The 13629-nt window shown below is 34.6% G+C and carries 8 protein-coding genes; 3 read left to right on the forward strand and 5 right to left on the reverse strand.

What is annotated here, in order from left to right; translation table 11 throughout:
* Positions 1 to 208: 208 nt before the first annotated feature.
* Together J0J69_RS07930 and J0J69_RS07935 are read left to right on the forward strand one after the other, a co-directional pair.
* The gene (locus J0J69_RS07930; RefSeq protein ID WP_055275279.1) at positions 209 to 1000 is read left to right on the forward strand and encodes a YidC/Oxa1 family membrane protein insertase; all 792 of its coding nucleotides are present in this window, start codon (positions 209 to 211) and stop codon (positions 998 to 1000) included.
* Between the two features lie 689 nt (positions 1001 to 1689).
* Positions 1690 to 2484, forward strand: coding sequence for a YidC/Oxa1 family membrane protein insertase (locus tag J0J69_RS07935; RefSeq protein ID WP_055275281.1), 795 nt, complete (start codon positions 1690 to 1692; stop codon positions 2482 to 2484).
* A gap of 111 nt (positions 2485 to 2595) precedes the next feature.
* On the opposite strand, the gene J0J69_RS07940 is transcribed toward J0J69_RS07935, so the two are convergent.
* Entirely contained in the window at positions 2596 to 3954 is a 1359-nt protein-coding gene (locus J0J69_RS07940; RefSeq protein WP_147614348.1) for a DUF7309 domain-containing protein, read from the reverse strand.
* A 303-nt stretch (positions 3955 to 4257) separates the two neighbouring features.
* Between J0J69_RS07940 and J0J69_RS07945 the strand changes: the two genes are divergently transcribed.
* On the forward strand, positions 4258 to 6876 hold the full coding sequence (locus J0J69_RS07945; protein WP_212725902.1) for an FAD-dependent oxidoreductase: 2619 nt from the start codon (positions 4258 to 4260) through the stop codon (positions 6874 to 6876).
* 686 nt (positions 6877 to 7562) lie between these two features.
* Here the strand turns inward: J0J69_RS07945 and J0J69_RS07950 are convergent.
* The 4 genes from J0J69_RS07950 to adhE form a co-directional block, all read right to left on the reverse strand.
* On the reverse strand, positions 7563 to 8945 hold the full coding sequence (locus J0J69_RS07950; RefSeq protein ID WP_212725903.1) for a DUF7309 domain-containing protein: 1383 nt from the start codon (positions 8943 to 8945) through the stop codon (positions 7563 to 7565).
* A 230-nt stretch (positions 8946 to 9175) separates the two neighbouring features.
* Entirely contained in the window at positions 9176 to 9742 is a 567-nt protein-coding gene (locus J0J69_RS07955; protein ID WP_055275289.1) for a DapH/DapD/GlmU-related protein, read from the reverse strand.
* A gap of 132 nt (positions 9743 to 9874) precedes the next feature.
* Positions 9875 to 10714: a prephenate dehydrogenase gene (locus tag J0J69_RS07960; RefSeq protein ID WP_055305065.1), complete on the reverse strand. Its 840-nt coding sequence runs from the start codon at positions 10712 to 10714 to the stop codon at positions 9875 to 9877.
* Between the two features lie 201 nt (positions 10715 to 10915).
* Positions 10916 to 13576 carry a bifunctional acetaldehyde-CoA/alcohol dehydrogenase gene (adhE, locus tag J0J69_RS07965; RefSeq protein WP_055305063.1) on the reverse strand — a complete coding sequence of 887 codons (2661 nt, stop codon included), beginning with the start codon at positions 13574 to 13576 and terminating at the stop codon, positions 10916 to 10918.
* Positions 13577 to 13629 lie beyond the last annotated feature (53 nt).

Below are 13629 nucleotides of genomic sequence, written 5' to 3' on the forward strand. Positions count from 1 at the left end.
GTCGTTACATCAAGAATCATGTTAAATTAAAACATTTTCACATTTAGGGGGAATTTTAACACGATTTTTATTGAATTAGACCTTGTTTTAACTTATAATACGGGTATTGTAGGTATTTTATAGCATTATTTAGTTTATAGTATTGTTGATTATATTCTCATTATTTAACAATATACAAAATACACATTAGGGGAAAGAAGGAATTTAGTTGAAAAAGAAGTTAAGTTTAGTACTATGTTTTGTATTAGCAATTGGACTATTATCGGGATGTGCAATTTCACCAGAGCCAATTACTGCAGAGACAGCGTCTGGATTATGGGATAAAGTTTTCGTTTTACCATTAGCTTCATTTATTACATTACTTTATAAATTATTAGCTAATAACTTAGGTTTCGCGATTATCTCAGCAACAGCAATCGTTCGTTTAGTATTAATGCCATTATATTCAAAATCAAATAAATCAATGGCAGTTATGCAAGAAATCCAACCAGAAATGCAACGTATTCAAAAGAAATACGAGAACAAAAAGGATCAAGCGTCTCAAGTTAAAATGCAACAAGAGATGATGGAACTTTACAAAAAATATAACTATAACCCTATGATGGGATGCGTGCTACCATTCTTACAAATGCCAATCTTCTTAGCATTCTACCAGGCTATTTCTCGCCATCCATTAATTAAAGATGCTGGTGCAGCTGAGTTCTTTGGAATCAATTTAGGAGCAACAGGTACAATACCAAACTACGTTTTAGCATTCATCGTGGCTGGATTAACAATTTATTCTCAACGTTTAATGAATAAAAACATGGCTGCTAACATGAATTCTCAACAAAATCAAACAAGCAATATGATGATGAAGGTTATGACTTATTACTTCCCGTTTGCAATGTTCTCAATCACGATTGGGACACCATTCGCATTCGGTTTATACTTCTTAACTGGACAAATTATGACAATCGTTCAATCGTTAATCTTCAAACGTCCAGGAGCGAAAAAATAATAATGAATTTTAAAGCTTATTCTATTTGGAATAAGCTTTTTTTATAGCTAATCATCTCCACCCAACACCGATGTGACGAACTGGCTCTAGCAATGTCCTTAATTACTGTTTTATATGATATGTCTTTCATCTTCTTAAAATATAGCTACCAGTTGTATAACAAAAAAATTATAAAAGTATTGTATGTTCGGCATATTTAGACACATCCTAAAAAACTCTAATGTTATATTATCTATGACACAATGATTCAGAAGATGAAAAATCAATTAACTCTATAGACAAATAGAAATGTTTTTCATCTTTCTAAGTCAGTCTTAGTAATTAACCGTGTTCGATATTAAGGCATCCTATCGTCCAAGGGTCACCTAGTGATTTCTGAAAGAAATCTATTCCTCAACTGCTAGGGCTTGGGTCACCTAGCGATTTCTGAAAGAAATCTATTCCTCAACTGCTAGGGCTTGGGTCACCTAGCGATTTCTGAAAGAAATCTATTCCTCCATTACTAGGGCTTTAGTTTTTACACTGTGAAAAACTTATCTGAACTTATATATTTAATTTAGACAAAATCACATGTGGCGATATCCATTTATTGATCTTATTTTTTCAATTACAGTGATTTTATTCATAATAAATGAAAAATAAATTTCCTTTATGACAGTATTTCACCTTAAGAGAAAGAAGGCATTCAATTGAAAAAGAATTTTAGCTTATTATTATTTTTAGTTTTAACCATTGGATTATTATCGGGATGCAGTATTTCAACCGAGCCTATTACAGCCGCAACAGCAACAGGACTTTGGGATAAATTATTCGTATTACCACTAGCTAACTTTATTACCTTTTTATATAACATCCTTAATAATAATCTAGGTCTTTCGATTATCTTAGCAACAGCGATTGTTCGTTTAGTTTTAATTCCATTATATTTAAAGTCAAATCAATCAACCATGGTGATGCAAGAAATTCAGCCAGAGATGGAGAAAATGAAAAAGAAATACGAACATAAACAAGATCAGGCTTCCCAAGTTAAAATGCAACAAGAGATGATGGAACTTTATAAAAAATATAATTTTAATCCTATGATGGGATGCCTATTACCGCTATTACAAATGCCAATTTTCTTAGCATTCTATCAAGCCATTTCTCGCCATCCATTAATTAAAAATGCAAGTGCTAATGAGTTCTTTGGAATTAATTTAGGAGCAACAGGAACGCCGGCAAACTGGATTTTAGCTCTAATCGTTGCAGGTTTATCCATCTACTCTCAACGTTTAATGAACAACAATATGGCAGATACTATGAAAAATTCTCAACAAAATCAAGCGAATAATACAATGATGAAAGTTATGACTTATTACCTTCCATTTGCGATGTTCTCGATTACAATTGGAACACCATTTGCATTTGGTCTATACTTCTTAACAGGAGCCATCATGCAAATCATTCAATTTCTTATTATCAAAAAGCCACAACGAAAAAAATAACAATAAACATTAAAGCTTATTTTATTTGAAATAAGCTTTTTTATATTCTTTAACCACTTAGGTAATCTTTAATGAAGCACAAAAAGCTATCATCTATTTGATAGCTTTTCATTAAGAATAACTTTCAGTGACACATTTTTGTAAGTGAATATAATTCGGAATGAGTTCTGCTTCTCCAACGACATCTAAATAATGAGTGAGAATATCTGGGACAATCTTTAACTCTTCTTCTGTTAATAAGCCAGGTAAGACCTCTTTACACGCACGTTCCACATTCTGTACACTCCAATGATCTGGCAATTCTTGAAAATGGCCTAACATAACAACATGAAATAACTCAACTATATTCGTAAACTGCTGTTTTACCCCTTCTGGTAGATGGCGACTTAAAGCATCACACTCTAAAATATTTTGACAGATTTCCCTACTTGTTAATAAAACTAAATCGATATTTTCTTCAATATCTACTTCCATTGAGGCATCAAATTGCTCTTCAATCTTCATTAAATCACAAACAAAATCTGTGGCTGCCTCTAGCTCTGGAACTTTCATAAGTGGAATTTTTGTTTTATCTGAAAAATCTTTAAACTGTCTTAAAACCGCCTCACAATCCGTGACTAAGCATTGGGGTTTAAACTCTAAATCTTTTATTAATGTATTGGCGAATCGAGATAAAATTGTTTCTTGACTTTCTAAGCTAGGGCTTGACATTTCTGCAAATACTAATTGTTTCGTTTCCTTTTCTAAAATAGCCGTAATCATCGGATAGTATGCTCTTGAATCCCCCTTCTCTTCAATAGGACGAGGCATTAAAAATCGCGCGATTTCAAAAACCATATTCGTACTTGGAAGTTTAGAAATACGATAAGCTGCTAATTCATTTTCATAACGTACCCCTGTCTCTTTCATTTGCTCTAAGAAGACAGATAATGAAATTTTTAACGTTTTCCAATTCCCTTCAAAATCTTGTAACCTCATTAAGACCTGATCATCTTCTAACGTAAATGAAGGCGTTTCTTTAACCAGCTCTGCTAATTCACCCACTTGTTTTAATGCCTGTGTTAAAAAGCGGCACTGCCAACCACCTGTCAGTGAGATTGGGACAAAACCAGCTAAACAATCTCGAAATTGTGCTACAACCTCTCGGTTACGTAACTCTGAAACTCGATTAAACCCCACTGATAAACAAGTCTCTCGAGATAGAAGACTATCAAGTGTTTTATCTTCAATCGTCAATTGGTTAAAGTCAAGCATTTCGATATAATGACGAAGCCCATCAATGCCAAGATAGACTTTTAATCCTCTTTCATCTGATTTATTTCCAATAATGCAGCAAAATCCCATAATATGTGTTTCAGGATCTTCTACCACTAATAACTGGTATTCACTGATCCATTCCCAAGGCTGCAATCTTTCAAATTCATCGGCCGCTTCATATAATGATTTCAATTCTAATTTAGTCGCCTTCACCATTATCTCTCCCTTAATATTATTTTCTATATTATGGTATTTTTTATTTGTTTTTACACATACTAGAAAAATTATTAATGTAAAAATGTAATCAAAGGATAGGCTTAAAATAAAAATGCATCTTTCTTGCGTTATATTTGCTTGTGATTTATTTTATATTTAGAAATAAATTAAAATTCTCACAATATCATAATTGTAAAATCAAGTTATCCTGATAATACTATTTCTTAGGTGAATTAAACGATCCATTAAATATCTATTGCGAGCTAATCTATTTCTTAACTTGACTATTGGAGGGACCATATGATTCAATCTGTATTATTAAAAAATGACGTATATTGGTTAGGTGTCTTAGACCCAAATCTAGATGTCTTTGATATCATCATGGAAACAAAATACGGGACAACTTATAACTCTTATTTAGTAAATACGACTGAAGGAGCTATTTTAGTTGAAACAGTAAAAGAAAAATTCTTTGATTCATACTTACAAAAAATCGAAGAAGCAATCGGTGATTTAAGTCAGATTAAGTATATTATTACCAACCACACTGAGCCTGATCATGCAGGTTCAATTGGACGCTTAGTTAAATTAATTCCTGGTTTAACAGTCATTGGTTCTAAAACAGCCATCACTTATTTAAAAGATATTTTAAATATCAGCTTTAACTATTTAACAGCTGACAGCTTAAAAACATTCACACTTGGAGAGAAAACATTCGATTTTATCCCAGCTCCATTCTTACACTGGCCAGACTCAATGTACACTTACCTCAGTTCAGATAACGTGTTATTCACATGTGATTCCTTCGGATCCCACTATAGTCCAAAACACGGAATTAAGTTATCGGAAGTGCCTGCAAGTGAAGAGGAAGCTTTCCAAGATGCTCTACTTTACTACTACACAGCCATCTTCTCACCATTTAAGCCATACGTAATTAAAGCCATCAACAAAATTAATGATTTAAAATTAGATATGGTTTGTACCGGACATGGCCCAGTCTTAGATACACGTATCGATGAAATCATCGAAACCTATCGTAACTGGTCAACCCCTGCTAAAAAAGAAGGACCTAAAAAAGTGGTCATGCCTTACGTATCAGCTTACGGATATACAGGTGAATTAGCTGAAGCTATTACAAAGGGAATTCATGAAGTCGATCCAACAATTCAAGTCATTCCTTACAACTTAGATATTTTAAATTATCCACAGAAGAAAGATGAAATCTTAGCACACTTTGAAGATGCAGATGGAATCTTACTCGGAACATGTACCATTAACGGAGATGCTCTTCCAATTATTTGGGATTTATCAATCCACTTAAACCCAATCGTTCATGGTGGAAAAATTGTGTCTGCCTTTGGCTCATACGGATGGAGCGGAGAAGGTGTGGATAACATCATGGACCGTTTACACCAACTTCGCATGAAAGTCATCGATGGATTCAAAATCAAATTCCGTGCATCTGAAAGTGAAACACAAGCAGCTATCGATTTCGGTAAATTATTTGCTAACAGCTTATTAACAGGAAAAGTCCCAGCTCGTAAAAAAGAGACAAGCGCTGCTCTAACTGCAGAAGAATTAAATCCAAGTGGTAAAGTTGTATTATGGCGTTGTATCATCTGTGGAGAAGTTTATCCAGGTGTTCTACCACCAGAAGTTTGTCCTGCGTGTGGAGTAGGTTCTGATTTATTCGAAATTTATGAAGAAGAAGTAATCAACTTCAAATCAACAGCGGATGAAAAATTCGTCATTATTGGTGGCGGAGTTGCTGCTGTGACAGCTGCAAATGCGATCCGTGTTCGTAACGAAGTTGCATCAATCACAATGATTAGTGCAGAATCAAGCTATCCATATTACCGTCCTGCTTTATCAGATTTAATCGTGAAAGATGTTCCAGCTGAGGAGTTTAACTTAAACCCTGAAAATTGGTATACCGAGAATCATATCAACGTTCAATTAAATACGAAAGTAACAGCATTAAATGTAGATGAAAAAGTATTAACACTTGAAGATGGAAGTACAGTGGCTTACGATAAATTAATCTTAGCAACGGGAACTTCAAACTTCATCCCACCAATCCCTGGTACAGAAGCAGAAGGTATCTTCTCAATTAAATATAAAACTGATGCATTAGCATTACGTAATTATGCAAAAGGTAAACAAAATGCCGTTATCATCGGTGGTGGCGTCTTAGGATTAGAGGCTGCTGATGCATTACAAGAATTAGGATTAAATATCACGGTATTAGAAGTTGCTGATCGTTTAATGCCTCGTCAATTAGATGAATCTACTTCATCATTCATTTCAAACATTTTAGCCGAACGTAAAATTGATGTTCGTACAGGTGTTCAAGTTCAAGAAATCATCAATTCAAATGGTCAAGTTAGTGGCGTAAAATTAGCTGATGAAACAATCAATGCTGATGTGGTTGTGATCAGTGCCGGTGTTCGTGCAAATACACAATTAGCAACGATGGCTAACATTGAAACTAATCATGGGATTGTGGTTAATAATCAAATGCAAACATCAGTGGCTGATATCTATGCTTGTGGGGATGTTGCTGAATTTGAAGGGATTTCAACAAACTTATGGGCACCTGCTATCGATCAAGGTAAGGTTGCTGGTATCAATGCTGTTGGCGATCATGCAGAATTCTCTAATAAGGTGGAGCCATTATCATTAATCGCCTTCGATACAGAAGTCTTCGCAATGGGGACATATCCAACTGAAAATATTGAAGAGTACCAAATCTTATTAGACTCTAATGCAAAAACGGGTCACTTCAAAAAATTATACTTCAAGGAAGATGAACTTGTTTATGGTGTCTTATTCAAAGATATCTCAAAAGCAAGCGTGTTATTAACAGGTGTTCGTAACGGTGACGATTATGCAACAGTTGTTTCAAAATTATATCGTTAATTTAAAAAGGAGCTGTCTCAAAATAGCTATAAATAGTTAAAGTTCGTTATAGAGAGCATCTCTTTGAATCATAAGTATTAAAATAACAAAAGGACTCTGTAGTCTACGAAAACATCTTAAATGGGCCGGGGAAAATAATTTCCCCATAAATAGCGAGCAAGCTCGCTAATCATCCCATATTTTGAGTTTTCTTGACCTTAGAGTCCCTTTTTAATACTTATTAAAAAGAATGATGAAGTTTTATTAGTTCTATAAGTTAGGATTCACTGATTACTTTAATTTTTTCTCTAATAAATGACACACTTTTTTGAAACTTTATATATTCATCTTGTACTAAAATCCTCTTCAATGAAGTAGAAATTTCATTTTTGATGATTAATAACCGATGCATTTCTTCTATTAAAATAAATTTGATATGAAAATTTTCATGATTTGAATGAGCCAATTAGTTTCAAAACCGTTGTGCCGCTTTATAGGAGAGAAAATATTTGCTAATCAGGGTATTTATATTATAGAGACCCTCTCTCTTCATATGAAGTGAGAATGGGAAAGATAAAATATCTTTGACGTGGGATGACTAGCGGCTAACCCCGCTAGTTATGCGTGAGTCGCCGACGGAATAAAGATACTAATATCGTCCCATTCTAACTTAAAAGGGGCCATCTCATTTTGAGATAGACCCTTGCTTATTTATAATATTTAGCCAATACATGACTTAAAACAAATGAATTTTTAAATAGTCCAAGCTCTTGTTGGCAATCTAAGTAAGCTTTAATTGATGAACCAATGTACGGTCTATAATCATTTTTGACACTTTCTTCTAAAAGATGAGATTGAAGTAAAGCTTCAAATCCTTCTTTACTCCACTCACCAGGAAGTTCATTAAACTCTTTATATAAAAATAAAACGGAATAAATCCAAATATCTTTCAATGCCGATTTTTGAATAGAAGTTAGCATTTGCCCTAAATGAGTCTCTAACATGACTTCATATGATTGTTCTGCAGCTTGAATAAGGTGTAAAAATGCTTGTTCTTCACCATTTAAATCTCCCATCTGAGTGGATAGAAATGAACTCATAAAAGCATCAGCTGCAACAGTCGGGCCTAAATCACAGTCAATGTTCGCTTTCTCACAAAAATCACTAATTAAATCTAATAGTATTTCATCAGATACAATAATTTCACGCGGTCGGAACTGTAATCGAGTCAACAGTAAATCCGCTAAGCGATCACTAACTAACTCTAACTCTTGGCGAGTTGACTTATAAATTTCACCTGAATAAACTTCCCCACTTTCATGGTTAATAAATGTAGTAAGTAGCGGGAACAATTCACGATTATTTTCTTCATCCCAGAGTGGCGTAGGTAAATAAAACTGACTTCCTTCCATGATGACCGGTTGTTTAGGTAGCTTACTAACTCGATGAGCTTTTAATTCATTTGGATAAATGAAAATCTCTTCTTCACCCAGTAGTTCATCTTCTTCAGTATAGGTAAGTGTCCACTTCCCATTCTGAACACTTATTGTCAAATAAAAGTTTTCACGCAAATCAATTTTTCCTTGATCAAAATCAGTCAGTACTTGTACTAATTGATCTAAGTACATCGTTAATAATCGTACATCTTCATCTGTTTCAAGTAGCCAAGGCTTTGATCCTGGAAACAATCGTCTTAAAATGGGCCACTGAGCTTTTCCTCTAAAACTCATGCCCACTGATTTAATCCGTTCATAGTCCTCTTCAAACAGTTCATCGCGATTCGCATAAAGTAATAGAAATCCCTGTTGGCGATATGAGGACTTAATATAATTCATATCCTCTAATTCTTCAAAATCATAATTTAATGACTCTAAGTAGGCACGCATTCCGGCCTGTCCATGCAAAATATTAATCATTAACGTTCCATCTAAGGGGTCTTGTTCAACCACACAATAGCCCATCATCTTTGTAACCGGATCTTCAATTAAAATAATATCTTGATTGCTCCAAAATTCCCATGGATTTAACTTTCTCAATTTCTTACAAACCTCATACAAACGTGTCCACAACGCTATACTATCTTTGCTCATCATCTGACTCCTTCTCACATGTTTCTTTTATTATAGGTAGATTCTTAAAAAATTAACGCTATTTTTCATGCAAAATAAAAAGCAACTCTATTTTGCAGTCACTTTTCTATCCATCCTAATAAATTTTTGCTTCTATCGTTAATCTGTATAAAGGGCATTTGATAATTTTAAATCTGATATGCTAACGTCGATCTCTTTGATAAAAAACTGTCTTTAATTAAGGAGTTTTTTCATTCAATCATTTTAATCACTTTAGCTGGTACTCCTGCGACAACTGTATTGGGTAAAACATCTTTTGTTACAACTGCTCCCGCTGCGACAACAGCATTTTCTCCAATGGTGACACCCGGCATAATAGTCGCCGCCGCACCTACCCAAGCATTTTTCTTGATTAAAATTGGGGATGAAATAGTTGAGTGTCGACGATGAGGTTCTAATGGATGATTAATCGTAATTAAATTGACTTTTGGTCCAATTAAAACACCCTCTTCTAATGTAATTCCTCCCCGATCCATAAAGGTACAACAATGATTGATAAAAACATTTTTACCAACCCTAATATTCTTTCCAAAATCAGTATAAAACGGGGGGCGAAGCCGGAACGTTTTATCAACTTCGATCCCCGTCAATTGAGAAAATAAACGTCTAACCTCCGGTTCTTCATGATACTTATTATTTAATTCAAAAAGAAGTTTTTGTGCCTCATCTATCATTTCACGAATCTTATGATATTCCGGATCCTGATGTGAGATTTCCTCCCCTAATTTATCTCTTTCAAAAATATCCCTTGCTTCCATCCTATCTCCCCCTTTGAATCTCCAATATCCACAGGTTATTATTTTTGAATCTGTCTCTAAATTGATTCAACCTATTTAACCCGAAATACCTTTATTCAAAATAAGTCCAATTTAATCAACTTAGACTCATTGTTACTGATCAAGCTTCTCTCTTCTTTTGGTTGATTTAATAAAGTATTGTTTTAATGTTTCTGCATCATTATCATAGATTGATTTCTTTATTAAATCTAATTCTAATTCAAAACGATTAATAGCGTTTAATAGATGGTCTTTGTTGCCTAAAAAAAGTTCACTCCATAAATCTTCATTAATATTAGCGATTCGAGTTAGCTCTCGATAACTATCCCCGATGAAACTTCCTGTATCTCTTCCTTCTATATCACTATTAATTAAAGCAACTGCCATTGCATGAGGTAATTGAGAGGTAAATCCTATCATTTCATCATGAAAGTCTGGTGTTATTCTTCTTACTTTTTTAAAGCCTATTTCATAAGCTAAATTCTCGATTAATTCAATATTCCTTTCTTGATTTCGAGGGGTTGGTGTAATCAGATAATTAGCTCCTTTAAAAACACGACTTGATGCAAAATCAATCCCTCTTTTTTCTCTTCCTGCCATCGGGTGTCCAAATACAAAATCAACTTCATTAGGTAGTATCTCTAAAATATCATTAATGAACATTCCTTTAACACCTGTTGCATCAGTAATCACACATCCAGGTTTAAAGTTATCTCTATTGCTCTGTATGAATGATTTCACTAACTTAGGATAAATAGACAAAATAATTAAATCAGCTTGCTTCAAAAATAACTCACCTGTTACCGATCCATCCTTAATTAACCCCATCTGTTTAGCTTTTTCTAGCGTCTGTTTATTCGTATCTATTCCATAAACTTGTTGATAACTCGCTTCCTTAAGAGCCATCGCAAACGAACCACCAATGACCCCTAAACCTACAACCACAATATTCATCCCAAGATTCCTCCTTTTTAAAATTTACTTCCTAAATTAGGTCAATCTCACTCCATCCTCCATGGTAACGTTTATTATCATTCCCATCTCTTTACAAATAAACTTCCATCACCATATTTCATTATATGGACAATGTTTTAATCGATATTCCTTTATAACTCTAACAAAAAAGAGCCTTTCGGCTCTTTTTATTAATGTTTATTAAAACTTACTTTCATAATCATAGATTACTCGTAAGATAGCTTCCATATCATGGACCATTGGCATTCTAGGGTTAGCTGGTGTACATTGATCTTCATATGCATTCATGGCCATACGATGAACAGATTCTTCCCAAGCTTCTTGATCAATACCTTGCGATTTGATATTAGCAGGAACTCCAACCTTTTTGCATAATTCTTCGCAAGCGTCCGCAAACATTGCAACACCTTCCGCTGGTGTTTGAGGATTTAATCCAATTAATTGAGCAAGTTCCATGTATTTCACATCCGCTTTATAGTTTTCAATTTTAGGCCAAATATTTAATTTTGTTGGAATCGTTCCATTATATCGGATGACGTGTGGCAATAAAATTCCGTTGGTACGTCCATGCGGTACATGCCACTCTCCACCAATTTTATGGGCTAATGAGTGGTTCATTCCTAAAAAGGCGTTTGCAAACGCCATCCCAGCGATTGTCCCAGCGTTATGCATTTTTTCTCTTGCCTCTGGATCATTTTTACCATTTTTCACTGATCGCTCTAAGTAATCAAAAACTAATTTGACAGCTTGTTTGGCCAATCCATCTGTAAAATCAGAAGCCAAAATTGAGACATAAGCTTCAATAGCATGCGTTAAGACGTCAATTCCTGTATCCGCAGCAATTGAAGCTGGCATACTCATAGCGAACTCTGGATCAACAATTGCAACGGTTGGTGTTAAAGAGTAATCAGTTAATGGATATTTCTTATTCTCTTGTTTATCGGTAATAACTGCAAAAGGTGTAACCTCTGATCCGGTTCCAGATGTCGTTGGAATACAAATTAATCGAGCTTTCTTTCCTAACTCAGGAAATTTAAATGCACGTTTTCTAATGTCCATAAATTTTTGTTTAATATCATCAAAATTCACTTCAGGATGTTCATACATAAGCCACATAACTTTTGCAGCATCCATTGAAGATCCACCACCTAATGCAATAATCACATCCGGTTGAAATTTTCTCATTAATTCAACACCTGCATTAACGGTTTCAATACTTGGATCCGGTTCGACATCAAAGAATAGTTCTACATTAACTTTATTACGTCGTCTTTTAATCACATCTTCAATTTTATCCACATATCCCAGATTGTACATTCCTCGATCGGTTACAATCATGGCCTTCTCCATTTCTTTCATATCTCTTAAATAACGAATTGAATTTCGTTCAAAGTAGATTTTTGGAGGAAGCTTCATCCATTGCATATTATTGTTACGTCTTCCGATACGTTTAATATTTAATAAGTTGATTGCACTAACGTTATTAGAAACTGAATTGTGACCGTAAGAACCACAACCGAGTGTTAATGAAGGAATAAAGGCATTATAAACCGAACCAATTCCACCAAATGTCGATGGGGCATTTTCAATGACACGAATCGCTTTACATTTTAAACCGAATTCAATTGAAATCTCATGATTTTGAGTGTGAATCGCAGCTGAATGTCCTAATCCATTAAAAGCTACCATGGCCGCTGATTTAGCAATTCCATCTTCCGTCGATGTTGCTTTTAAAACAGCTAAGACTGGGGATAATTTTTCTCTTGTTAATGGTTCATTTGGTCCAACCTCTTCACATTCAGCACAAATAATTTGAGTGTCGTCTGGAACAACGAATCCTGCTTGCTCAGCAATCCATGTCGCAGGTTTACCAACAATAGCTGGATTTAATCGAGCTTCGTTGACTTTATCACTATAAGCAGTACATCCAAACATGTATGTTTCTAATTTAGCTTTTTCTTCATGATTTGCAAAATACACTTTGAAACGGCTCATTTCTACTTTAAATGCATCATAGATTTCTTGATCAACAATAGCCGCTTGTTCAGAGGCACAAATCATCCCATTATCGAATGATTTAGATAATACGATATCATTAACTGCTCGTTTTAAGACACAAGATTTTTCAACATAAGCCGGAACGTTACCTGCACCTACCCCTAAAGCTGGTTTTCCACATGAATAAGCCGCCTTCACCATTGCATTACCACCTGTTGCTAAAATTGTTGCAACACCTGAGTGGTTCATTAAAGCATTTGTCGCATACATTGAGCGCATTCCTAACCATTGAATACAGTTATCAGGTGCTCCAGCTGCAATAGCTGCATCTCTAATGACCTTTGCCGCTTGTACCGAACACTCATATGCCGATGGATGGAAAGAAAAAATAATTGGATTTCTTGTTTTTAAAGCAATTAATGATTTAAAGATAACGGTTGAAGTTGGATTTGTTGTTGGAATAATTCCACAAATAACACCAACTGGTTCAGCAATTTCAGTAATTCCAGTTAGGGGATCTTCATTAATAATCCCTACCGTTTTTAAGTGACGAAGGTTATTTGTCACATATTCACAGGCAAATAAATTTTTAACAGCTTTATCTTCAAAGACTCCTCGTCCTGTTTCATTCACTGCTGCTTCCGCTAAAACCCCATGTTGGTCAAGTCCTGCAACCGAGCATTTTGCTACAATATAATCCACAGCCTCTTGATCAAACGATTCAAATTTTTCTAAAGCAGCTAACGCATTTTGAACTAATTCATCTACATGAGCATCAATCTGTTCATTTGTCCATTCTTGAACTGGCTTCACTTCTTGTTCTACTTTGTTTTGTTCACTCATCTTTTAAAATCTCTCTCCTGTCTTTTTAGTTTATACACGCTAGATATATTAAA

Origin of the sequence: Turicibacter bilis (assembly GCF_024499055.1) — a bacterium.
In the GTDB taxonomy this organism is placed as follows: Bacteria; Bacillota_I; Bacilli_A; order MOL361; family Turicibacteraceae; genus Turicibacter; species Turicibacter bilis.

Bases quoted from the DNA above. Each gene is read 5' to 3' on its own strand.
- J0J69_RS07945 (WP_212725902.1), top strand. From the start codon at position 4,258: ATGATTCAATCTGTATTATTAAAAAATGACGTATATTGGTTAGGTGTC.
- J0J69_RS07950 (WP_212725903.1), bottom strand. From the start codon at position 8,945: ATGAGCAAAGATAGTATAGCGTTGTGGACACGTTTGTATGAGGTTTGT.
- J0J69_RS07955 (WP_055275289.1), bottom strand. From the start codon at position 9,742: ATGGAAGCAAGGGATATTTTTGAAAGAGATAAATTAGGGGAGGAAATC.
- J0J69_RS07960 (WP_055305065.1), bottom strand. From the start codon at position 10,714: ATGAATATTGTGGTTGTAGGTTTAGGGGTCATTGGTGGTTCGTTTGCG.
- adhE (WP_055305063.1), bottom strand. From the start codon at position 13,576: ATGAGTGAACAAAACAAAGTAGAACAAGAAGTGAAGCCAGTTCAAGAA.